Genomic DNA, 24,735 nt, shown 5'->3' on the forward strand with positions numbered 1-24,735 from the left:
CGAAAGCGATCTAACAGTACCCTCGGATATATGTCGCCGGTACGATTTGAGCAATTGTACTACGAGAGAGCAGCATAACTTAAGGGTGTCCACTCTATTGACAGAAGAGCAAAAAACCGTGTTACAGAGACGAGGCTGTGTGCGGATGGGGAGGCCGGCGCGAGCTAACAGGTTTTTTCCCCGTTACAGCGGGTGAAACTCGCAGGTTAGGTGAGATAACGTGGAAAAACCGTGTTACAGGTAAGAGGCTGTGTGCTGATGGGGAGGCCGGCGCGTGCTAACAGGTTTTTTCCCCGTTACAGCGAGCGAAACTCGCGGGTTAGGTGAGATAACGGGGGAAAACCGTGTTACAGAGACGAGGCAATGCAGGGATGGGGAGGCCGGCGCGCGCTAACAGGTTTTTTCCCCGTTACAGCGGGCGAAACTCGCAGGATAGGTGAGATAACGTGGAAAAACCGTGTTACGGAGACGAGGTTATGCAGGGATGGCCTGAGACGTCGAAAAAGTGCATCTCAGCCCCCGAACGAGCCGATTTTGGGTCTGAGACGTCGATAATCGACGTCTCAGGTGGTGAATCGAGCTCGTCAGAAGGGATTCGGGGTCTGAGACGTCGAAAAAGTGCATCTCAGCCCCCGAACGAGCCGATTTTGGGTCCGAGACGTCGATAATCGACGTCTCGGGTAGTAAATCGAGCCCGCCAGGAGGGTTTGGGGCCTGATATGGCGCCTATACAGAGTGAATCGAAGGCCATTTCAGCTCGATGCCCTCTTGCACCAACCGCTTCTGGAAGCTGTCGAGCTCTGACGCATTGTTGCGGACTGCAGTGGGATGAATCCCGTGATCCAAGCAGTAGCTTGCGCAATAGCCAGCAGCCTCCCCAATGTTCCATTCCACAGGGTGAAGGCGGTAGCAGCCGTTCGTGATGTGGGTTACACCTAGATTCTTGCATGCCGCAAGCACATTAGTAACCCGCTGTGGGATTAGGCTGCCGAGCGGGATCTGAAATGGAAGTGAAGAGATATCAATGTACGGCCGGTTGCCTGTGCTTGGATGCAGATCGATCCGGTAGCAGCCGATACCGACGGAATCGTGAAACTCTTCGGCTTGGCCGCTTGGTCGGCAGGCTGTTGCGACATGCTGCTCAAGGACCGTGAACTCGGCTTGAATCCTTCTGGACTCTCGGACATATGGATACATCGCCAAGCCATCTTCGGTACCGACGACATCTGGACGCAATCGGAATCCAGGATATCCTTGCTTGTCATCCGATCGCGGCGCTTCCGTCTGCAGCCAGTACAGCAGCGAGAGCGACAGCTGCTTCGCCTGATGCAAGTGCAAAGCGCGCTCCTCTTCGCTCACATCAATGATCGAGCCTAACCAGTAATCATTTTGCGGCCAGTTCACTAGAGAGATAGAGCTTTGATAGGTTCCCTCTTGAAAATGCTGATGATTCAGGATCTGTCTATAATGAAACAAGGAGAATCCAACGGTTGCCGTGAGCAGCTCATATTGGACGGGTTCCATCGTCGATGGTATTACACCCTTCAGACTGAGCAGATGATCAGGCCAGAACTCCGGCTTATAGCTGCGCCAGAAATCATAAAGCTCTGGCTTGGCTATCGTATGATTCTCGCCTTCTAGGTAATCTACCGCGAAGCAATAGGTAAAGCCCTGCATATCCATCGGCAGCGGATCCCCATCTACCGCGTGCGGCTCTCCGGTCTGTTGGATCGATTCAGCTCCCGTGACATATTCGATGCCGGCGAGAGGCAATAGATCTCCGCATTCCGTCGCATCCAGATAGAACGGAGCGAGCAGAACCGTCCGTTCCTCTGTCGCAAGATCTCTCACGGTTACTGCGCTTACCTTATCGCCAGATGTCTCAGCATGATCAAGGACATGGCGATACAGAATGCGCAACCGCCCGCTATGTATGTAAGGGGCAAGCATCTGCTGCAGAACAGCGAGCGCAACGCGCGGCTCATGGCATAATCGGCTGACGACACCGCTGCCGGGGTTCAAGTGCTGGATTGCTCTGGCTTCAGCGGTCATTGGGAAGTGCTGTCGGTAATAGCTGCGCACACCTTCTCGAAATTGCCGATAGCTTCTAGTACAGCCGAAGGACTCAATCCAACGATGTTCGTCAGGCGGCACAGCTTGACTAGTCAACTGACCGCCGATCCATGAGGTCTCCTCCGTCATAATAACGGTCTTGCCAGATCTTGCAGCAGCAAGAGCAGCGGCAGTTCCGCCCGTTCCTCCGCCGATGATGACGATATCGGCTTTCATTTCTCGTCGATTCATACTGCAACTCTCCTTTATGAACGTATGATAAAGCTGAAATCGTTAAAGCATATGCACATCCTTAATGATAAAATCATGCTGTCAGTTTCGATGCGGCATTAGAATTGAATTTAAGCACGAAGCTACTTTCATTGTAGAAACTCGAATAGGTGAATAGAAGGGTATAGGGATGACCATTTATGGTAATCTGATGCGTTCTTGCATAAAATAGATTCCATATAGTTGAGATAGCATCCATGATCGTAACCGGAACATTACATAGGAGAGGATGATTGAGATTGCAGCCGACTCATAGATTCACAGGTAAAGCAGGTGTTTACTCCCAATACCGCCCAGGGTACCCAATGGGATATATCGACTATCTGATCTCATCGAATGGGCTGACTCCTGATCATATCGTTGCTGATATTGGCGCGGGGACTGGCATATTAACAAGGCAACTGCTTGATCAAGGTTTGAAGGTCATAGCTGTTGAGCCCAACGACGATATGAGGGCGAACGCGGAGGGGATGTTAAATCACTATCCGAACTTCAGCTCTGTCAAAGGAACTGCTGAACATTCAGGACTCACCGATCACAGCGTTGATCTTGTCACGGCAGCGCAGGCGTTTCATTGGTTCGATCAGGAGCAATTCAAGGAGGAATGCAAGCGAATCTTGAAGCTAGATGCGCTTGTGGCCTTGGTGTGGAACAGCAGAGATTCCTCCAGTGAGCTGGTTATCGAAAATGCTAGAATCTGCAAGGCCTATTGCCCTGCCTTCCAGGGCTTTAGCGGCGGAATAGAAGAAACGCCCGAGATATACGAGCGTTTCTTTAGAAATGGCAAATATGATTATCAAGTAGTAGATCATCCTATAGCATTCGATAAAGACAGCTTTATCGGTCGCAATCTATCCGCTTCTTATGCGCCTAAGTCGTCAGATGAACAGTATGAGCCGTTTGTTGAAGCCATCACCGCTTTATTTGACAGCTACTCTACTGAGAATCAATTAATCATGCGCAATCTGACCAGAAGCTACATTGGAAGAGTATAGGTTAGAATATAGAAGGCTGGTGTTCTAGCCATGACGAACGCTTCCTTCCGCAAATACCTGCTGATACAGCGCAACGAATTCCCGATACATATCATAATCTTGGAGACGCTTGAGCGCTTCGGTTAGTCCGCTGTAATACCATTTTTGAGCGTCCTTTCCTTGATTGAAACGATCCCACAGCGCATCGCCAACGATGCTATAGTCTTCAGCAATAGAGCGCATGTTAGACAATTTATCAGCACAAGCAAGCATCAGCTCTCGGACAGTGGCTTCACTTGAAAGATAATCGAGGGTATGCTGCTTCCGCTCATGCCATGTCTTGCTCTTATCTTCAGAAGCGCCTGCTACAAGCGCAGCGACGTCCTCGCCAAACTCTAGTGTTATATTTTCAATCGTAATCTGAGTGTCTTCCACCGTATCATGCAGCAGACCGGCACAGATGACTGGCATTTCAGCGCCGGCAGCAGTTAAGATCTGTGCCACCTCGAAGGGATGGACGATATAAGGGACGGTTGTGCCTTTCCGAAACTGCCCAGCATGAGCAACGGCCCCAAATTGTATCGCCTTGTGAAGCATCATATTTGGTTGAAATGATGGATCTGTATTAGGGGATGATACCATATGAGACTCACATCCTTTTTTTAAAATGACTGCCGGTTATCAAGTTCATTGTCCCATAAAAAGGTTATTGAAAGGAAGAGGCGCGTCGGATAATATCTCTTTGTATGCACACGTTAAACTTGTTATACTGATGAAGTGAAAATACACATCTTCTGGAGGGTTAGACATGAAAATGATGCCGTTAGAGCAAAGAGGAATTCATACCAATCGGCTTATACTAGGATGTATGCCGTTTGGCGGAGGGTGGAACAGCGACCCTATTACGCAAGAAGATGTATTGAAAGCAGAGAAAGCAGTGGATGCTGCTCTGTCCATCGGAATCAACATGTTTGACCACGCCAATATATATACAAGAGGGAAGGCAGAGGAAGCATTTGGCCGCATCTTAAAGAGCAGACCAGGATTGCGCGATCAAGTGATCATTCAATCCAAATGCGGGATTAAGCTGGCTGAGGGCGACACGCCAGGAATGTTCGACTTTTCGAAGGAAAGCATTCTAGCAACTGTAGATGGATCCTTGAAACGGCTCGGCGTAGATTACCTGGATACACTGCTTCTGCATCGCCCAGATCCGTTGATGGAGCCTGAAGAGGTCGCTGAGGCGTTCGGTCACCTTAAAGCTTCGGGCAAAGTTCGTTACTTCGGCGTGTCCAACATGAACGCGGCTCAGATCAGCTTCCTGCAGCAGGCGATCCCAGATCAGCTTGTTGTAAATCAGCTGGAGATGAGTCTGGCTCGCGTGGATTGGCTCGATCAGGGAATACATGTGAATCAGAAAGCGGGCACATCTGTGAACTTCGCTGAAGGATTGATGGAATACTGCCAGATGAATAAGATTCAGATTCAAGCGTGGGGTCCTCTGGCCCAGGGGCTGTTCTCTGGAAGATCCGTAGAGAATGAGTCGAAGTCCGTGCAGGATACGGCGAAGCTAGTGAGCCAGTTGGCAGCGGAGAAGGAAACGACTCCAGAGGCTATCGTGCTCGGCTGGCTGATGAAGCATCCAGCAATGATCCAGCCTGTCATCGGTTCGGCGAATGCAGAGCGTATCCTGGCTTGTCAGGATGCGGAGCGTCAATCGAAGCTGATGACGAGAGAAGAATGGTATCGTCTATATATTGCTTCGCGTGGAGTACCAATGCCATAAGCGGAAGTATGAAGTGTTAAAGACAAAGGCGTTCAGAGCGGACTATGCTCTGAACGCCTTGTTTGTTTCTTGGCGCGAAGGCACATGCTGCCTATCGCGCTTGCGCCATCTGCCAAGAAACGCGAGCGTCTTGGCATCGATGAAACGATAGAATAGATGCGCAGCAGCGAAAATAAGTACAAGCGAGATGACCGTAGTCAGCAGTACATTAACTCCATAAGGAAGCGCGGGGTTCATTTTCAGAAACAGGTAACTAGAGAAGGAGCAGATGATCGTAAAATGAACGAGATATAAGGAAAAGGACACTTTACCTAGATAGGCGAAGGGCTTCAGGCTGAACAAAGTCTGCATGCGAGATGAATTCAATAAGGCGGTCAGGATCAAGAAGGAGCCAATAATGTGATAGAACACGAAGAGTGAGATGCTGCCCGCCCCCCATACGAGTACGGAATATACCGTCCCCTCAGAACTTACATAAGGATATGACCCCAAGTAAATGCCTATGATGACAAGCGCCGCATTCACCCAAGGATAACGAATATACCCGAGCCAATCCCTGCCGCTGTTCCTCAAGTCGCTTAGGAGCATCCCGAGAACAAACCCTAAATAATAGGAATCTATGAAGAACCAAGCAAGTGCCGCATATCCGATAATGCGAACCCGTCGTGCCCCCAGAGCTATTAGAAAAATAAAGATGATAAAGGAACCGAACAGCTCGTAAGTCATGGTCCAGAGCACGGGATTGTATTGCGAGCCATGCGTGAAGAAGGTGTTGAACAGCCCTTCCCGCACCAGCGTCAGAATGCTTGGATCTGCTTGATATGGATCAGGCATTGATGCTCTCGTCAATCCGTTGATGTCATTATAGTATCCGAGACCAAAAACCATAATTAGATAGGCGATGAGTACAGAGGCGAAGGCGGGAACGGCTAGCCGAACATATCTTTTGAGAGCTGAGAAGTAGACGATGGAGCGGTCTTTCGATTGAAAATAGCGATGGCTCAGCACATAGCCGCTTAATACGAAAAATAAGCACACCGCAAAGTTCCCGTTAAATAACAGATTAATAGGCGTCTGCGCTGCGAATTGTTCAAAGCCGAAGTGGATGATCTCGGGGTTCCCTTCAAATACGTATGGAGCAAACACTTGAAAGAAGTGGGTTATGACGACGATGAAAGCCGCTGTCCCTCTCAATCCATCCAAATATATGATCTTCTTGTTCATAGCTTCATCACCTGTTCAACAATAAGAATTAGATATAAATCATAAATATGGTAAACAAGTAATAAATATACTTGGTATATAATGGCGTGTCAATCAATCAACATGGGCATATGTGGAGGGATTATCCTTCATTAATAAGTTGGACTAGAGAAAATAACTGAACATTTCTGCATCGGAGCTGTCCTGCTCTGGAGGTGATGCGAGGCCCACAGGTAAGCAAGATGATCAGTACTAACATATGACTAGGAGGGAAGAGCATGAAACGACAATCGATGCTATGGAGCCTTATTCTCGTTCTATCGATCTCATTCGTTGCTGCTGGATGCTCGGGCGGTAAGGGTGGAGAGAAGGTGGAGCTGAGCTTCTGGTATGGCTGGACAGGACCAGAGGCGGCAGCGCTTGAAAAGCTCATCACAAAGTGGAATGAAGCGAATCCGGACATTAAGGTTAAAGGGTTGTCCCAGAGCGATTATCAGAAGCAGCTCACCGCAATTACAGGCGGCAATCCCCCGGATATAGCTTCACAGTTCGGACAGAACGTCGTTCCTTGGGGAGAACGCGGGGCTATGATGGCGCTCGATGATTATATTAAGAAAGACAATGTCGATCTGAAGGACTTCGTGCCAGCGGCATTAAGTTCTTCACAGTCCAAAGGCAAGACCTATGCGATACCGATCGCAATGCACGTGTCGATGCTGTTCTACAATAAAGACTTATTGAAGGAAGCCGGATTCAACGGTCCTCCGGAAACGATCGCTCAGCTGAAAGATTATATTAAAGCGTTGAGCGTCGTGGAGCCTGATGGACGCCTTCAGCGGCTGGGACTGTGGCCGGGAATGGATGCGTATACATTCGCATACGCCTATGGCGGTTCCTTCTATGACGAAGCATCCAAGCAAATCACGATAGATAATGACGGTGTGAAAGCTGCGATCGAGCTGTCTAAAGGAATCTGGGATCAGTATGGCTCTGAGAATCTGGATCGGTTCTCATCAGCGCTTGGGCAGTATATGTCCGCGCAGAATCCATTCTTCTCCGGCAAGTATGCCATGACCATCGATGGCGAATGGCTGCCTACTTTCATTAAACAGTTCGCGCCTAATCTGAACTACGGTATAGCGCCAATCCCGTATGATGAGAAAAATCCAAATATGAAGAACCCTGGCAACGTTGCGACGAGCGTGTTCTATATACCAGACGGAGTGAAGAATCCAGATGCATCCTGGAAATTCCTGAAGTGGATCACGGAACCGCAGCAAATGGCAGAATTTACAGCAGCTCTCGGCAATCTGCCAACGAGAACATCCGCCTTCGAGAATACGCTGTACGCTGACGTTCCTGGATTCAAGGAGTTCCTGGCGTATTCCTCGAGCCCGAACCTGAAGTCCTTTCCGGCGACATCCTTTGCAAACGAATATATGACAGAGTTCGGCGTGCAGTATGACGCTATTTTACGAGGAAAAATCAGTATGGAAGAGGGCTTGAAGAAAGTGAAAGAGAAGATTCAGCCGCTAGTGAAATAAGTAGACCATAGTTGGATCTGATTCTGAGCAGCGATGCCCAGGATTAGATCCAGCTTAGCGATGAAAGGAGGAATGAGCTGATGAAAGCCTCCGCAGCAATGAATCCATCCACGAATAGAGCTGGGAAGTCGAGAAGGGAACGACACTATTTTTGGCAGGGCTTAGCTTTTGCCTCTCCGTGGATTATTGGATTCATCTTCTTTACGGTATATCCGTTTCTTAGCTCGTTGTACTTTAGCTTAACGGAGTACGACTTGTTTAACCCGCCTAGGTGGGTTGGCTTACAGAACTACAAGGGGATTCTTGCGGATGACGCATTCTATAAGTCGCTCGGCAATACGTTCTATATGGCATTCATCGCGGTTCCCATTACACTCTCGAGCTCGTTGCTGATGGCGATGCTCCTCAATTATAAAGTGAAGGGGATTCGATTCTATCGAACGATCTTCTACTTGCCTTCAGTTATTCCGATCGTAGCGAGCGCGCTGCTGTGGACTTGGATGCTGAATCCTGACTTCGGATTAATCAACATCATGCTGCGCTCTGTTGGGCTGCCGGATCCGGCATGGCTGCTTGACCCGAGTTACACGAAGCCCTCCCTCATCCTGATGAGCTTGTGGGGATCAGGGGCTGGCGCACTGATCTTCTTGGCCGCGCTTCAAGGCATACCGCAGCAATTCTATGAGGCGGCGCAGGTCGATGGCGCGAACTGGTGGCATCGATTCTGGAGGATTACAGTTCCAGCCTTGTCGCCTATCATCCTATTCCAGCTCATCATGGGATTGATCGGCGCGTTTCAGATCTTCACGGAATCCTACATCCTGTCGGGGGGCAAAGTGGCTGGAGGCAGCCCGCTGGGCGGGCCGGGCCAGTCGATGCTGTTCTACGCGGTTAATCTGTATCAAGAAGCGTTCGTCTTCTTGAAAATGGGCTATGCCTCAGCGCTCGCATGGATATTGTTTGTAATCGTATTGGTCATTACGTTCGTGCTCTTAAAAACTTCTGGCCGCTGGGTCTATTACGGAGGTGAGTAAGGTGAATGAGATGAGTGCACAAGTTTCGAGAAGCGGAGCTGCCAGACCGAAGCGAAGCAGCAGCTTTGCCTATAAGCTGCGTACTTCCATATTGCCGCATACTGCGCTTCTGTTCTTCTCGATCATTTTCCTATTCCCGTTTGCCTGGCTCTTCTTCACTTCGCTAAAGACACCGGAGGAGATCTTCGCGATGCCGCCAAGGATTCTCCCTCAGGAGTTTCATTGGTCCAATTATGCGGCTGCCATCGAAGCGATCCCCTTCTTCCGTTATATGGGCAATACGCTGCTGATCTGCTTCATTAATATCGTTGGTCAATTGTTCGCTGCTCCGCTTGTGGCGTATTCTCTCGCCAAGATTCCTTGGAGTGGAAGGAAGATCATATTCCCGATTGTCTTAGCGACGATGATTCTGCCGTCGCAGGTGCAATTGATTCCTCAGTACATCATCTTTACAGAGCTGGGCTGGGTCAATACGATACTGCCGCTCACGATTGGGGCATTCTTCGGCGCCCCCTTCTTTATCTTTCTTCTACGCCAGTTTCTATTAGGTATCCCAAATGAGCTGTCGGAAGCGGCGAAGATTGACGGAGCCTCTGAGTTTCGAATCTATCTACAGATCATTATCCCGCTGTTAAAGCCGGCGCTGGCCACGATCGTGCTGTTCTCCTTTGTATGGTCTTATGTCGACTTTATGGGACCGCTCATTTATCTGAACGACTCTGAGAAATGGACCATTACCATCGGCTTGCAAGGCTTCCAGCAGGATCACGGCGCTCAGTGGGAGCAATTGATGGCCGCAGCGACAATTATGACCATTCCGATGATCGTCTTGTATTTCTTTGGACAAAAATATTTCATAAAATCCGGTTCGGCATTGACAGGTTTTAAATAGTCTAAAAGAAGATTTAAGTGTAAAATATAGGTAGCCGTCATCGGCTGCAGTGCGATATCCACATAATCGGAGGGACAATTCATGAGTAAAATGAAAGTAGCTGTCATCGGTTGCGGCACGATTGCTAACAGTGCGCACATCCCAGCTTATCTCGCAAATCCGAATGCAGAGATTAAATATTTCTGCGATATCAGAAAGGAGCGAGCGGAGCAAGCAGTTGAGAAGTACGGCTGCGGCATAGCGATTGAGGATTACCATGAGATTCTGGCTGATCCGGAGATTGAGGCTATATCGGTATGTACACCGAACAACTGCCATGCTTCGATCGCGATCGACTGCTTGCGTGCAGGCAAGAACGTGCTCTGCGAGAAGCCTGCGGCAAGAACTTATCAAGAAGCGCTTGAGATGCAGAAGGTGCAGCATGAAACCGGCAAGATTCTGAACATTGGGGTCGTCAATCGATTCAACACCGGTGTGAACATTATTAAGAAATTGATCGACGACGGTGAGCTCGGGGAGCTGTATCACGTATATGTGAGCTTCCGTGCACAGCGTTCCATTCCAGGACTCGGCGGAGACTTCACTAACAAGGCTGTAGCTGGAGGCGGCGCGTTAATTGACTGGGGTGTGCATTTCCTCGATATCGTGATGTACTGCACAGGAGACCCAGAGCCGAGAACGGTGACTGGTCAAGCCTATTCCAAGCTGGGCAAGGACATGAAGAATTATTCGTATATCGGTATGTGGGCGGGACCGCCTAATTATGAGGGTACATACGATGTGGACGATTTCGTAACAGCTATGATTCGAACACAAGGTCCTTCTATCACGGTAAATGGTGCCTGGGCGCAAAATATTGGCGTCGATGAGATGTACATTGACTTCCTGGGGGACAAGGCAGGGATAAGACTGCAGTATGGTGCGGAGTTTAAGATGTACAGCGCGAAGCACGGTACTCTTCTTGAAACGACACCAAAATACAATGCGACTGATATGTTCAAGAACGAAATCAACGAATTCCTGGATTGCATCAAGTCTGGCGAGAAATTGCCGTCACATATCGATACCGTCATTATGTCGTCCAAGATCATTCAAGCGATCTATGACTCCTCGGAAACAGGTGAGGAAATTTCTTTCGTGAAGTAAGGAGCGTTCAGATGAAGAAGATAGGATTCATCGATTATTATCTCGATGAATGGCACGCGAATAATTATCCTGAATGGATTCGATCCGCGAGCAATGGGAATATGATCGTATCTTACGCGTACGGTGTGAAGTCTGCTGAACAGGGTTTAAGCAACGAGGCGTGGTGTGAGAAGCATGGTGTTGAGCTGCTGAACACGATTGAAGAGGTAGTAGAGAAGAGCGATTATGTGATCGTGCTGTCTCCGGATCACCCAGAGCAGCATGAGGCGCTCGCTCAGATCCCGCTGCAATCAGGCAAGCCTACTTACATCGACAAGACGTTCGCTCCTGATCGAGCGACAGCGCTGCGTTTATTTGAACGCGCGGAGCAGTACGGAACGCCGATCTACTCATCGTCAGCCCTGCGATTCGCTTCCGAGTACGTCGCGACAGAGCGAGAAGGAATCGAGAGCATTGCCAGCTGGGGACCAGGAATGCTCGAGAATTACTCCATCCATCAGATCGAGCCGATCATCTCGCTGATGGGTCCTGAGGCGACGCGAGTCATGTATATCGGGACTCCGAAATCACCGGCGCTGCTGATCGGGTTCGCGGATGGGCGGCAAGCGACGATTCACCACTTTGGATGGGAATGTCCGTTTAGCATGGCGCTCAATTATGAAGCGGGCGACTGCAAGCTGGTGAAGCCGGAATCGAACTTCTTCCAGCTGTTTATTCAAGATCTCATTACCTTCTTCGAAACAGGCCGGATCACAGTGCCTGCTTCCGAGACGATCGCTATTATTACAATTATTGAATACGGATTGAAAGCAGCGAAGCAGCCTTATCAATGGTTGGAGCTTCCGCGCTAGGTGTAAATGTTTAATCAATGAACAAGGGGCTGTCCCAAAAGTAGATTTTTCTACCTGGGAAAGCCCCTTGTTTTTTTCGATGATGGCGAGCTCAAGGTTGTCCATTCCTACTTCTATCTACAAGAGCCGGGAGCGGACACAGGAGCCGCTATTCGCCGCAAACACCACTAATTCGCCATACTAGCGGACCGTAGAACCGTTATTTGACCTGAAATAGCAGTTTAGTGCTAGTTTTGAAGCGAATAGCGTCATCTGTGTCCGTTCAAGCGTGGGTCATACAACTTATTGGTGTAGAAACAAAGAAGGGCTGTCCCAAAAGACATGAGAAAAATGACTTTTAGGACAGCCCCTTTATTATTTTCTAGGTAAAGAGATTGTTTATTTTGCAAATTGAGAGTATAATATAGTGATTAAATTATGTATAAATAAATAATATAGCATATTTCGGTTGGAATGTCAATAACTTTAACAAAGAATATAAGGGAGGCTTTCTTGATGCAAGCAGGCTTTGTCATTGAATGCTTAAACTGCGGGCGAGTCTATCGTGTCATTCCTGGGTCCCGCGACTACCGCAATGAAGCGATAACCTTCGGTACAGACAATTACGGAGCCGATCATATGGCTTGCGAATGCGGCAATGCGGTAGAGGAACACAGCCAGTTTAAGGGAAAGCAGTTCGAAAGCGATTTTGAAGTGGAGTGGCGCAGCATATCCCGTTAATCGCCAGAGCATATGCCAACATACAGGCTTATATAATGATTAACCGTTTGCGTCAACCGAAGGGGGCTAGAGCAAGATGGTAAATGAATATCGAGAAGAGCTCGAGACCGTAATAACTGATCAAGCTAGTGCAGCTGATCTGAACAACTCCTATGATTACGAGCTTACTCCAGGCCTGAAGGTGGACGATCCTGTTCGCTTATATCTGAAAGAGATCGGTCGCTTCCATCTTCTGACGGGAGAGGAAGAGGTCACGCTTGCACAGCGTATTCTAGCAGGCGACGAGCAGGCAAAGCAAAGATTGACAGAAGCCAATCTGCGCCTTGTCGTCAGTATTGCCCGCAAATATAACGGCCGTGGTATGCTGTTCCTTGATCTGATTCAAGAAGGTAATATGGGGCTGATGAAAGCTGTTGAGAAGTTTGATTATACAAAGGGATTCAAATTCAGCACATATGCGACTTGGTGGATCCGACAAGCGATAACGAGAGCAATAGCGGATCAAGGTCGAACGATCCGTGTACCCGTTCATATGGTGGAGACGATCAATCGGTACACACGGATATCAAGACAGCTGCATCAGGATAATGGAAGAGAGCCCACATTGCAAGAGATTGCAGATGCAATGGAATTATCGGTCGAGAAGGTGCAGGAGATTGCGAAGATCGCTCAAGAGCCAGTATCGCTTGAAACACCGATCGGAGACGAGAACGATTCTAACCTGAAGGACTTTATTGAAGACCGTGAAGTGATGACTCCCGCTGATTCAGTGGCCTTTACGCTGTTGAAAGAACAGATGGATAACATATTGGATACGCTGACCGAGCGGGAGGAGAATGTGCTCCGACTTCGCTTTGGATTGGATGATGGACGCCCAAGAACACTTGAAGAAGTAGGAAAGGTGTTCAGTGTCACCCGTGAACGTATTCGTCAGATCGAAGCCAAAGCGCTGCGCAAGCTGAGACATCCTAGTCGAAGTAAGCAGCTGAAGGATTATATGTTTTAATGTACACAGCTACAGACCAGACGGCATCACCGCCTCTGTCTGTGGCTGTTTATTTATGTTCACATGTAGCTGTTTAGCTTGATGGCCTTCCAGCCTGTAATGATCACTTCGATCAGAGTTATTATGGAATTTATATCCTTTATAGCTATTTTTCGATATAATATGCATGAAAGAGGTATTTTCGACATACACAGCGTACATATCGGAACATCCTCTTCGGGAGAAAGAGATCGAACTATTCGAGGCCATCGCTTGTATGAGGGGGCTGCTGTTGAGTCGAAGTACCGGTATACCTCTTGGTTCGGGAACGATTGATAAGGTTAAGAAATTAATAAGTGATAATCCATATTTGATAGAGTTAGAGCTTGGTGATCTGACTAAGAACAAACCTTAACGAAATGGTGATGACATGAATCTAGATGCGGTATTTGCACAATTGCCTGTGCTGGAATCAGACGATGTGGTATTGAAAAAGGTGGAGGTCCAGGATCTTGAGGACGTGTATGTCATCTACGACAATGATAGGGTGTTTACGTACTGTGGCATTATACCGAGGCATAATAAGGAAACGGTTAAGTCGATAATCGAACATTTTGAGAGAGATTATAATAAGCGATCTAAGGTGAAATGGGGGATATTCTCGAATCGCGAGCAGGGCAGGCTGGTTGGGATCATTGAAGCGTTTGATTTCAATCAAAAGGTGAACATGGTGACGATCGGCTATTACTTAGCGGAGCAGTATTGGGGTCAAGGTATTGCCTCAAGCGCGGTGAAAGCGCTGGTGCGCTTTCTGTTCGAGGATGTTAATGTCAATCGAATCCAAGCCGAAGTGATGCCTGCGAATGAAGCATCGAAGAAGGTGCTGCTGAAGAACGGCCTCCAGCTGGAGGGAACGTTAAGAGAAGCCGCAGTATGGTCGGGCAAGGGAGTTGTCGATCTAGAGATATACAGTGCGCTGAAACGGGAATATGAGCATAGTCGTCGATAGGAGACAGAGATCGATCCGAGGCTATATGTGTGGTAGAAGCCAACTCTAGACAAGTTGGAATTGATTTTTATCACATTGTGAACATTAGGATGTGACAATCTTCGTCACAATTACATAATATTATCTATAATTTAATAATAATTATTGTTTTGTTAGTATTATTATTGTAGTGTAATATTTAGGAAGATTGTGAGAGCTATTAAGCTTGGAAGCAAGATGTGGAAAGGATGACTCGATGAAAATAAGAATATTGTCCGTGCTGCTAATTGTTGCGGGGATCGTTGTTCTTAGCTTTCCGAAGCTATCTGAAATGTATTATTCGAATCAGCAGGAGCAGCTCGTGAAGGAGTGGCAGGAAAGCTTCAACAACATTCAGAGTGTGTCTTCTCAGACGGAGGAGACCACAGTTGAGGACGAACAATCCTCCAGTTCTGAGGTTGCGACGAATAAGCAGGCCCTATCTAAACAAGACTTCGATGCCAATAAGGATATGGAAGGAATCTTGAAGATCGATAAGATCGATCTCCTGCTTCCGATCTTGCATGGCGCGACGCAGAGCAATATGAAAACGACAGCAGCCAGCATTGAAAATACAGGCACAGCAGGAGAAGTAGGGAACTACGCCATTGCAGGTCATCGCAACTACACTTTCGGAAGGAACTTTAACCGGCTCGATGAACTGGAAGTAGGCGATGCGATACAGGTTGATACCAGGGATCAACAGTATGAATATATCGTAACAGAGAAGCTAGTAGTGAAGCCGGAGGAAGTATGGGTGCTGGAAGGCAATGGCAAGGACAAAGAGATAACATTGGTCACTTGTGAGCCCATGGTAGACCCTACCCATCGGTTAATTATTAAAGGTAAGATTACTGAAAAAGATGCTGCTACAGTTGCGAGTGAAAAATAGTTGGCGTCCTGAATATTTATGCAAATTTCTGAAAATGTGATAATTATTTCTGAATAATAACAAATTTTTTACTTTTATCCTGTTTTTATCCTGTATAGTAGATTGGCATCCTTGTTATACGCAATTTATATACATATTTTCATATTTTAAGGTGGTGTTGTCTGGAATCGTCGATAGACGCAGTATAAGATGCAACAAGAATAGAGAGAAGAGATTCATTGACAATTAGTTTCAGAAGGGAGAGAGAAAGTTGTCAATTATGAGGAAACTAAGGAAACCCTTATCGATTGTGCTAACTATCGGGTTATTGTTTAATCTCTTGCTGCCGGCTTCATTCGTTAGCGCAAGTGATAAGGGGAATTCAGGAGCTTCAGCACAGGAAAGTGTTACGCAAAATGTATACGGCTCCGATCAGGATGGTGTTACCCAGGCTGTTTATGGAAGCATCAAGGAAAATATTATTACTAGCGTGGTCATAAAGGATGAAGCTGGTAACTTAATTCAAAATGTCCGACCGGATCAAAATGAAAAAGTAACGATTAATTTTACTTGGAAGCTGCCTGCAGGTCACACGTATCATGCAGGAGATACCTTTATGTTCGAACTGCCTGACCAGTTTCAGATCTATGTAGAGCAGAATGATGAACTGGATGGTGGTGTGGGGACATACCATGTGACCCCGGAAGGGCTAGTTACTTTCACATTTAATGAGGAGATCAACGACGGCGACGAGTTGGATGGCTACTTCTATGTCTGGAGATATTTTGACAAGGACAATATGTCTGGAAGCACGCAGCAAAAGATCCCGTTTAACTTCGCAGGCAATCAAGTGACCATTCCTGTTCATTTCAAAAGCACAGATACCACAGAAATGAACAAATCAGGAGTGAAGAATAAGCCTACGAATCCGAACAAAATCGACTGGAGCGTTGATATAAACAAGGGCGAAAAGTCGATTAAGAATGCGGTATTTAAGGATAAGTTTTCTATAGAAGGTCAGCCAAATGCAACGGCAGGACTGGATATGGTTATGAACTCGATTCAAGTATACAGATTGCAAGTGATGCTGAATGGAGATCTAGTTCAAGAAGCGACGCCGATTCCAGAGTCGGAATATGTGAAGCAGAAGACCGCTGACGGATTCGAGCTTCAACTAGGCGACATCACGAACGCTTACAGAATCGTATACACAACTGATATTACGAAGACAGATGATGTAACGTTCAAGAACAATGCGGTGCTTACAGGAGACGATCTTGCCACACCGATGTCGAAGTCCGCTACAGTTTCAGTAAGCTTCAATAAACCGCTGACGAAGAAGGTAGCTGGCTATGATGCTTCTAAGCAAGAAATCAACTGGGAGATAGAATACAATTATAGCAAGCGTGATATTGATGCAGTAGATGCGTGGATCAAAGATACATTCGATACGAAACTTGTTCAATTGGTTCCAGGTTCTCTTAAAGTGTATGATATGACGATTGATGATAATGGTAGTGCAGTACCAACAGGAAAAGTGCTTGAAGCTGGAATTGATTACGTTCTTACTGATAAATCGGATGGTTTCGAAATCAAGTTTAATCAAACCGGCAGCTCAAGCGCAGCATACAAAGTCGCCTATACAACAAGCGCGAAAGATCGAGTGCATGATAAGGTGACGGTTACGAATACAGCTGAGATTCCGAACACTGATTCGCAAACTATCTCACGAGATATGAATCAAGTGATCTTCCATAAATATCCTGGCAATATTGATTACAAGGAAAAAACATTAGAGTGGATTCTTACGCTAAATGAAGACAATGCTGTCATGGAGAATGTCGTTATCACGGACAGCTTCGCTAATCAAGGATTGGAATTGATTCCTGGGTCCTTGAGCATTGACGGCTTAGATCCTAAGACGGATTATAAGCTGGAACCGAATAAGGATTATAATACAGGATTCAAGATTACATTCTTACATGATATAAATACATCCCATGTGATCAGGTATAAGACGAAGTTTGATCCAACCATCCATGATATTGATGGCATCAAGAAGATTACATATAAAAATGATGCCACATTGAATTGGGACGTAAACGGAACTACGAAAGAAATTAAAAAGGATGCTACGCATACGCTGGATAATTTCACGAAGGACAATGGTCAGAAAACCGGCAGCTACAACGCGAAGACGAAGGAGATCACATGGACCATTGATGTGAACTACAATCTTCACAATGTTAGTAAAGCGATAGTCCGAGACTTCTATTCAACCGGTCAGAATTGGGTAGACAATTCATTAACTATACATCAGCTTAATCTGACAGGCGGCAGCAATGGAGTAGAAGTTGGAAACAAGCTTGATGAGAAACTCTATACCTTTACACAGATGAAGAATGATAAAGGTGAAGACGGCTTTGAAGTTAAGTTTGTTAATCCTATTAACTCTGCATATCGCATTACGTATAAGACGAGCCTTAAAGGCTTGTTCGTACACGACACATACAGCAACAATGCGACTATGTATGATGCGGATCCATCCAAGACGCTATTCAACAAGTCTACCACTGTTGAACCTACACATGGCGGAGAATACGTCTCGAAGACAGGCGGTCAGGGTACTGGAGCTGAATCCGAGCTTGCTAACTGGAAGATCGAGATCAACCAGGGTCAGTCGCATATAGAAGATGCAATTCTCACGGATACACTGTCGGCGAATCAAATTCTGCTGCCAGATTCATTCCAGCTGTATCATGCGGTTTCAGATGAAAATGGCAATCTGACTCAGGGAAGCCTTGTTAAGGCTGATGAGTACACCTTGAAAATTCAGGGCAACAGCTACACGCTTACGTTTAAGCAGCCGATCGAAACGGCATATACCCTGAAGTACAAGTCATTTATTAATGCTGGCAACGGCGAGAAAATAACCAACAATGCTAGTTTCAAAGGAAAGTCCTCCGCAACAGTTGATAATTCGAATAATGTAGAAATCGTGGTTGTGTTCGCTGGAGCTGGAGGCGGAGCAACTGCTGGCAGAGGAGACCTTCAAGTCGTTAAAGTCGAAGCAGGAACGAACAAACCGTTACCAGGAGCCAAATTCGGACTTTATGACAAGAGTGGGAATATACTGCTGCAAGAGCTTGTGACGGATGAAAATGGTGTAGCTGTATTCAAGGACTATAAATACAAAGAATACATGCTGAAGGAGCTTTCTGCTCCAGCTGGCTATCTGCTTGATGAAGAGTATAAGGTCGGCAAGAAGATCACCTTTAATGCGTCTTTACCAAGCATCAGCGTATCAAACGTAAAAGGCAATTGGAACTTCGAATTAACTAAGGTGGATCAGGACGATGATACCCTTACATTAGAAGGAGCTGTATTCAAGCTCCAGAAGAAAGATAATGGGACGACATACAGCGATGTGCCTGGTAAGACCGACCTCAAGACGAATGCTGATGGCAAGCTGTATCTGACTGATCTGGCTCCTGGCGATTATCAATTAATCGAAGTTCAAGCTCCTCATGGTTATAAGCTGGATGCTACGCCGATCCAGTTTACGATTGATGCGAAGCAAGTGACACCTAAGACAAGGACCATGAAGAACGAAGCGCTTCTCGGTTCTATCGAACTGCTGAAAGTAGATGCAGATAACCATTCGCCTCTTGCCGGCGCTCAATTCGAGCTGCGGAATGAGAAAGGCGTGGTGCTGCAGAGCGGACTGACAACGAACCAAGATGGAGTGTTGACCATACCTAATCTGAAGTATGGAGTCTACCAACTCGTTGAAACGAAAGCTCCAGAAGGATATAAGCTGTCGAGCCAACCATTAACGTTCGAGATCAATGGAGTAAGCACGCTGAAGAAGGAATTCAGTAATGAACTGCTCGTAGGGTCAGTCAAGCTGACCAAGACGGAAAAAGGTCTTCCGAGCAAGAAGCTCGCAGGCGCCAAGTTCCGAATTCTAGATGCCAACAAAGAACCGCTCAAAGATAAGGCGGGTCAAGAGATGGCAGAACTCGTAACGGATAAGGACGGAGAGCTGCTTGTAACGGATCTTGTGCCAGGCATGTACTACATGCAAGAAACAGCAGCGCCGAATGGTTACTACTTGAGTAAGGATTTAACACCGTTTGAGGTTGTGGCTGATTCCGAGGCAACTGTAACGGTAGAGAACACTCGTGTTCCATTTGTTCCGAATCCGGATCCAAAGCCAGATCCAGTAGGGTCAGTCAAGCTGACCAAGACGGAAAAAGGTCTCCCGAGCAAGAAGCTCGCAGGAGCCAAGTTCCGAATTCTGGATGCCAACAAAGAGCCGCTCAAAGATAAGACGGGTCAAGAGATGGCAGAATTGGTAACGGGCGATAACGGAGAACTGCTTGTAACGGGTCTTGTACCAGGCATGTACTACATGCAAGAAACAGCAGCGCCGAACGGTTACTACTTGAGTAAGGATCTAACACCGTTTAAGGTTGTGGCTGATTCAGAGGCAGCTATAACGGTAGAGAACACTCGTGTTCCAGTTGATCCGAAACCGGATCCGGATCCAGAAAAACCAGTAGATCCAGAAAAGCCGACCGATCCAACAACAGACCCTGAAAAGCCTATAGATCCGGGAAAACCAGTAGATCCTGTTGATCCTCAAGATCCGACTACGCCGGATAAAGAAGCAAATACCGGTGATATGACAGGGGAAACTGGAGATAACGGTAAGACTGATCCTGATAAATCTCAGAAGGAGCCAACGAGCAAGCCGGACTCCAATAAGGATTCATCAGGCAACGTATTGCCGAAGACAGGAGAAGAGAGTCGCCTGCCTCTTCAACTGCTCGGATTCGGTCTTATCGCAGCAGGGATTGCCTTGTTTGCCATTCGCAAGAGATTGGTGTCTAACCAATAGTGTTATAACTTGAGCTATAATAGATCAGCCGTCCATGGAGAGATCCAGTGGGCGGCTGTTTTTATCTCAGGAGCTGCTAGTGCAGAGGTTAAGCTCTATTCCTGTTGAGATATGGTTAAAACCGGAATATACTCTTCTTATTATTCATAGATGAGGGGATCATCTGAAGGGAGCGGGAAATATCATGAGCGCTAGCACATCATTATTGGAAATGTATCAGCAGACGGAGTATCAGGTACCCGGTCATGGCGCACGCAATATCGAGGTATTGAAAGAAGCATTTTACAGTGTAGATGGACTTATGGACAGCGATATGTACGGCAATGGGAAAGTGATCGAGGACTTTCAAGCGAAGATGGCAGCATGTCTGGGTAAAGAATCGGCCGTATTCTTTCCAAGCGGCACCATGGCGCAACAGATTGCATTGCGAATATGGTGTGATCGGAAGGGGCTTAAGAAAGTGGCCTATCACCCGTTATGTCATCTGGAGATCCATGAACAGGATGGATTGAAGGAGCTGCATCATATCGAGCCTATCCTGCTCGCAGATCAGAACAGATGCGTTCAACTCGAAGATGTTCACCATATGAAGGAAGAGATCGCGTGTTTATTGTTAGAATTGCCGCAGCGTGAGATAGGCGGGCAACTGCCGTCATATGAAGAGCTTGAAGCCATCTCCGCTTATTGTCGTGAACATGGGGTAAAGTTACATCTGGACGGAGCGAGGCTCTTCGAGACGCTCCCCTATTATCAGAAGTCTGCTGCAGAGATATGTCAGCTCTTCGACAGCGTCTATATCTCTTTCTACAAAGGGTTTGGCGGAATCGCCGGCGCTATACTGGCGGGCAGTGAAAGCTTTACAAGCGAATCGAAGATATGGAAGAGACGTCATGGCGGTGATTTGATCAGCCTGTATCCGTATATCATCAGTGCTGACCATTATTTTGAACAGCGAGTGCATAAGATGGAGCAGTATTATGCGGGGGCCAAAGAGCTTGCGAGCTATTTGAATCAATGTGAAGGTATCTCGACCAGACCAATAGAGCCTGTATCTAACATGTTTCATGTACATTTTACAGCTGCAAAAGAGCAGGTTGAAGAGATTCTTGTCTCTATTTATAAGGAATGCGGCATTGGATTGACCCGTTACCTAAAGGAAACAAGTGAGGCATCCTGCTGCTTTGAATGCAGCATCGGCGATTCCTATGCGAATATTCCGCAAGAAAGATTGCATCATATGATTCGTATGCTTGGTGAGCGTATGAATACATTAAACATCGGATAAGGGATGGCGTTATTGGTTTTTGTAATGGAACAGGAGTGAGTAAATGAAGGAGCAGTATTATGATTCTCTGATGCATATCAAGACAGTCGGCGATCAGAAGGAACTCAATAAGCGGACCTATTATCATCCCTATGAGCCTACACCATACGCAGCGTTGGATGAGCTATTCAATTATTATGCATTGAGCAGCAGCGATCATATCGTTGACTTTGGTTGCGGCAAAGGACGGCTGAATTTCTACATTCACTATCGTTTTCAGGCAAATGTCACTGGGATTGAGATGAGTGAGACGTTCTACCAGGAAGCTATCGATAACCGCAATAGCTATATGGCTGCAGCCCCAACCAGCACAGATTCAATTCAGTTCCATAACTGCTTGGCGGAAGAATACGATATCGATCCACGGGATAATAAGTTTTATTTCTTTAACCCATTTTCGGTACAAATATTCATTAAGGTCATCAACAATATTTTGTACTCTGCGGTAGAGGCGGAGCGGGAGATCGATGTCATTCTCTATTATCCGTCAGAGGATTATCTCTATTATTTAGAGAACCGCACGCCGTTTGAAATGGTGGACGAAGTGAGATTGCCCGGCTGGTATGAGAAGGATGCATCTGAAAGGTTTGTCATTTATCGCTACGCAAACGGCGGAATCGAGGGGTTAAGTGCATAACGTGCTTAAGGTCGCATATGAGCCATACATGAATATTTTATAATAGATATACCTAAATTAAGGAAACACGGACTGAAACTGCATGGAGCCGTATTCGGATACTCAATAGGAGGCAAGCGGAATGAGCGACCTGCTGTACTATTTAGATGGAGGAACGGGAGATCGGCTGGAGGTTTATGAGAACTATTTGATCGTGCGCCACATCGGGTTATTTCGCTTTCTAATGAAGCCGGAGATGCTGGGAGATCGATTAATCTATATCTGCAACATTGAGGAGGTGCACCTGAAGCGGGCAGGCTGGACAGCGGGACATTTGAGATTCGTGCTAACTATACGCGATAACAGCGTCATCAGTCTGCTTTCTTCAGGGAACACTGCGCTTACCATTACATTTGTTAATGGCGACCATGTCAATGAAACCGCTGAGGCGATTAAAGCCTATATTGAAGAGAAGATCAGCAAGCCCAAGGGACCTCATATGCAAAATGTAATCCAAGACGAAGATGAGCTTCAGAAGCTAAAAAAGCTGCTGGATGGCGGCTTGGTAACGGAGGCTGTATATGCGCATCGATCACGGGAGATTATGGAGCAGCGCAAGAATAATGGTCTCTTGGACTCGTGAAGTTCCCCATAGTTATTCAACCTGCAAAATTAGTTAATCCCTTATCAAATTGGAGGATGGATAGCGGTGAAAAAAGCTGTTTTCTTTAGTGCAACATCAATATTGGCTATTTCAATTTTAGTAGGGGGAGCGCTTGGTGAACAAGACTTTTGGAATGGTGCTGTAAAAACGAGTGAGAACCTTGGGTATAAAGAAGGGGTGCTGTATAACAGACCAACACTTGATGACAAAATGGCAGTTATCAAAAGTATTGATCCTAATACGAATCAAGGTACAATGATGCTTCAGAACAGAGCTGATGGACTGATAAAAAAAGATATCGCAATTACAGTAGATGGTCATAATAAAGTATTGTCATTCGATTACGTGATGAAAGACGGTACAGCAGTCATGCTTGATTTACCTGATCACAAACCGGGAACTATGTATCAACTGTTTTCACATCCCGATCCGCTGAAAGAACTAATCGCTTATGAGGACTCCAAATATCTCCTCGATATTGAAAAGGGGACGATTGAAACCCTATTAAATAGTATATCTTCCTCAGATGGGATGACGATTGAAGCAGCAAGGGAAAAAACTCTTAAGGTAGCAGCAGAAATTGATCCCAATTATTTTATCTGGTGGGGTACCAATCCAAGTATGAATCCATCAGGGACTAAGTTAACATTTTATACAAACAGAAATGATCGTGATGAAACATGGATAAAGGACATGGTCACAGGAGAAGAAAGATATTTGACAGATCACATAGTTGTTTCCGACTGGATAGATGATAACCGTTTCATAGGAACTAGATCCTCTGAGGCGTTTATTTTTGACACGGCAAATCTGCAAGAAAAGTCATTGGGAGAAGTATCTTCTATTAAGTTATTTTCACCATATATCGTATATCAATCAAATGATGACTCTATACATGTAATGGATACTAATTCTGAAGAATCAAAAGTAATAGCTGAAGAGGGTCTCGGTCGAGTTGCGCATACTTCATTTGACGCAAAGAATAATATGCTGTTTGTAGTGAATCAACCTGATAGAACAAAGCCTTTAGAACAACTCACAGCAATCAGTCTTACTGACATGAAACCTCTACGTGCGATTGATGTTCCTGGTGGAAAATTTGTTTCTGATCTTAAAATTATGGATGATCAAAGGCTGCTTGTTGTACTTTATCACACTGAGTCTGGTTATGAAGAAAGTGTATTTGTTAATAGTAGTGACTTTTAAACAAGATCATCCTTGAACACCAACATTTAATTAGTTACGTAGCCATCTAATTTCCATGATCCATCTTCCATTTTAAATTTCATATAAATTTCAACCATAAATTCGTTCTTAATGTCAGCGTTAGCGAATGCGAGTTCTACTTCGTTCTCATTTGATATGGTAAGACCTCTAAATTCGAGTGTCTGTAAGTTTATATTCTTTGGTATGGTTGTGCTGTTGGGTTTGTCGCCGTATATAAAATCAATTGTATTAGACTCTCGATTAATCGTAACATTCTTGGAAGAGACGGACTGGAGGTAATCATAGTTAGTTGCCTCCATAGCGGCGAATATTTTGAAAGAAAGATTTAAAGTGTTTCGTAAATTTTCATTATCTTGAGAAGTTCTCTTTTGGAATTCTCTAGATTCTTTTTTTAGTATTTCGTGTTCTACCACAATTGGAGCAGCTGCATTAATGTTGTTGTCCATTTTCACTGGTGATACTGCTTGGTCCTGATCATTTGAAATGCTGCAAGCAGACAATATGAGTAATATGGAAGCCGATAAACATATCATTAATTTTTTCAAATCATCCCCTCCCCGAAATGATAATAACACAAAACGAAACCATAAAGTTCCATTCTGCCAACTTATCAAGATATCCTTGC

The 24,735-nt window shown here is 46.1% G+C and carries 21 protein-coding genes; 17 read left to right on the forward strand and 4 right to left on the reverse strand.

Going from position 1 to position 24,735, the window contains the following annotated elements; translation table 11 throughout:
• Positions 1-726: 726 nt before the first annotated feature.
• Positions 727-2,304, reverse strand: coding sequence for an FAD-dependent oxidoreductase (locus tag ACXX53_RS22620; protein WP_458570961.1), 1,578 nt, complete (start codon positions 2,302-2,304; stop codon positions 727-729).
• Between the two features lie 278 nt (positions 2,305-2,582).
• Between ACXX53_RS22620 and ACXX53_RS22625 the strand changes: the two genes are divergently transcribed.
• Positions 2,583-3,338 carry a class I SAM-dependent methyltransferase gene (locus ACXX53_RS22625; protein ID WP_458570997.1) on the forward strand — a complete coding sequence of 252 codons (756 nt, stop codon included), beginning with the start codon at positions 2,583-2,585 and terminating at the stop codon, positions 3,336-3,338.
• A gap of 24 nt (positions 3,339-3,362) precedes the next feature.
• Here the strand turns inward: ACXX53_RS22625 and ACXX53_RS22630 are convergent, their stop codons facing one another.
• Positions 3,363-3,959, reverse strand: a complete 597-nt coding sequence (locus ACXX53_RS22630; RefSeq protein ID WP_458570962.1) for an HD domain-containing protein — start codon at positions 3,957-3,959, stop codon at positions 3,363-3,365.
• A gap of 166 nt (positions 3,960-4,125) precedes the next feature.
• Here ACXX53_RS22630 and ACXX53_RS22635 point away from each other — a divergent pair, with 166 nt between their 5' ends.
• Positions 4,126-5,103, forward strand: a complete 978-nt coding sequence (locus tag ACXX53_RS22635) for an aldo/keto reductase (protein WP_458570963.1) — start codon at positions 4,126-4,128, stop codon at positions 5,101-5,103.
• Between the two features lie 42 nt (positions 5,104-5,145).
• Here the strand turns inward: ACXX53_RS22635 and ACXX53_RS22640 are convergent, their stop codons facing one another.
• Entirely contained in the window at positions 5,146-6,327 is a 1,182-nt protein-coding gene (locus ACXX53_RS22640; protein WP_458570964.1) for an acyltransferase family protein, read from the reverse strand.
• Positions 6,328-6,584: 257 nt separating this feature from the next.
• Here ACXX53_RS22640 and ACXX53_RS22645 point away from each other — a divergent pair, with 257 nt between their 5' ends.
• The 15 genes from ACXX53_RS22645 (at position 6,585) to ACXX53_RS22715 (ending at position 24,089) form a co-directional block, all read left to right on the forward strand.
• The gene (locus ACXX53_RS22645) at positions 6,585-7,850 is read left to right on the forward strand and encodes an ABC transporter substrate-binding protein (RefSeq protein ID WP_458570965.1); all 1,266 of its coding nucleotides are present in this window, start codon (positions 6,585-6,587) and stop codon (positions 7,848-7,850) included.
• Positions 7,851-7,930: 80 nt separating this feature from the next.
• The gene (locus tag ACXX53_RS22650) at positions 7,931-8,884 is read left to right on the forward strand and encodes a carbohydrate ABC transporter permease (RefSeq protein ID WP_458570966.1); all 954 of its coding nucleotides are present in this window, start codon (positions 7,931-7,933) and stop codon (positions 8,882-8,884) included.
• Positions 8,885-8,894: 10 nt separating this feature from the next.
• A complete protein-coding gene (locus ACXX53_RS22655; protein WP_458570998.1) occupies positions 8,895-9,776 on the forward strand; it encodes a carbohydrate ABC transporter permease in 882 nt (293 codons plus the stop codon).
• A gap of 81 nt (positions 9,777-9,857) precedes the next feature.
• Positions 9,858-10,922 carry a Gfo/Idh/MocA family protein gene (locus ACXX53_RS22660; RefSeq protein WP_458570967.1) on the forward strand — a complete coding sequence of 355 codons (1,065 nt, stop codon included), beginning with the start codon at positions 9,858-9,860 and terminating at the stop codon, positions 10,920-10,922.
• Between the two features lie 11 nt (positions 10,923-10,933).
• On the forward strand, positions 10,934-11,773 hold the full coding sequence (locus ACXX53_RS22665; protein ID WP_458570968.1) for a hypothetical protein: 840 nt from the start codon (positions 10,934-10,936) through the stop codon (positions 11,771-11,773).
• 495 nt (positions 11,774-12,268) lie between these two features.
• Positions 12,269-12,493, forward strand: a complete 225-nt coding sequence (locus ACXX53_RS22670; protein WP_458570969.1) for a hypothetical protein — start codon at positions 12,269-12,271, stop codon at positions 12,491-12,493.
• Positions 12,494-12,569: 76 nt separating this feature from the next.
• Positions 12,570-13,499, forward strand: a complete 930-nt coding sequence (rpoD, locus tag ACXX53_RS22675; RefSeq protein ID WP_458570970.1) for an RNA polymerase sigma factor RpoD — start codon at positions 12,570-12,572, stop codon at positions 13,497-13,499.
• A gap of 166 nt (positions 13,500-13,665) precedes the next feature.
• A complete protein-coding gene (locus tag ACXX53_RS22680) occupies positions 13,666-13,893 on the forward strand; it encodes a hypothetical protein (protein WP_458570971.1) in 228 nt (75 codons plus the stop codon).
• A gap of 15 nt (positions 13,894-13,908) precedes the next feature.
• The gene (locus ACXX53_RS22685) at positions 13,909-14,487 is read left to right on the forward strand and encodes a GNAT family N-acetyltransferase (RefSeq protein ID WP_458570972.1); all 579 of its coding nucleotides are present in this window, start codon (positions 13,909-13,911) and stop codon (positions 14,485-14,487) included.
• A 235-nt stretch (positions 14,488-14,722) separates the two neighbouring features.
• Positions 14,723-15,397: a class D sortase gene (locus ACXX53_RS22690; protein ID WP_458570973.1), complete on the forward strand. Its 675-nt coding sequence runs from the start codon at positions 14,723-14,725 to the stop codon at positions 15,395-15,397.
• Positions 15,398-15,704: 307 nt separating this feature from the next.
• Positions 15,705-20,279, forward strand: coding sequence for a SpaA isopeptide-forming pilin-related protein (locus ACXX53_RS22695; protein ID WP_458570974.1), 4,575 nt, complete (start codon positions 15,705-15,707; stop codon positions 20,277-20,279).
• A 184-nt stretch (positions 20,280-20,463) separates the two neighbouring features.
• The gene (locus tag ACXX53_RS22700) at positions 20,464-21,564 is read left to right on the forward strand and encodes a threonine aldolase family protein (RefSeq protein WP_458570975.1); all 1,101 of its coding nucleotides are present in this window, start codon (positions 20,464-20,466) and stop codon (positions 21,562-21,564) included.
• 43 nt (positions 21,565-21,607) lie between these two features.
• Positions 21,608-22,240 carry an SAM-dependent methyltransferase gene (locus ACXX53_RS22705; RefSeq protein ID WP_458570976.1) on the forward strand — a complete coding sequence of 211 codons (633 nt, stop codon included), beginning with the start codon at positions 21,608-21,610 and terminating at the stop codon, positions 22,238-22,240.
• 121 nt (positions 22,241-22,361) lie between these two features.
• Entirely contained in the window at positions 22,362-22,862 is a 501-nt protein-coding gene (locus ACXX53_RS22710; RefSeq protein ID WP_458570977.1) for a hypothetical protein, read from the forward strand.
• A 66-nt stretch (positions 22,863-22,928) separates the two neighbouring features.
• A complete protein-coding gene (locus tag ACXX53_RS22715; protein ID WP_458570978.1) occupies positions 22,929-24,089 on the forward strand; it encodes a hypothetical protein in 1,161 nt (386 codons plus the stop codon).
• 26 nt (positions 24,090-24,115) lie between these two features.
• On the opposite strand, the gene ACXX53_RS22720 is transcribed toward ACXX53_RS22715, so the two are convergent.
• A complete protein-coding gene (locus ACXX53_RS22720) occupies positions 24,116-24,655 on the reverse strand; it encodes a hypothetical protein (protein ID WP_458570979.1) in 540 nt (179 codons plus the stop codon).
• Positions 24,656-24,735: the final 80 nt, after the last annotated feature.

The organism is Paenibacillus marinisediminis (assembly GCF_054343325.1).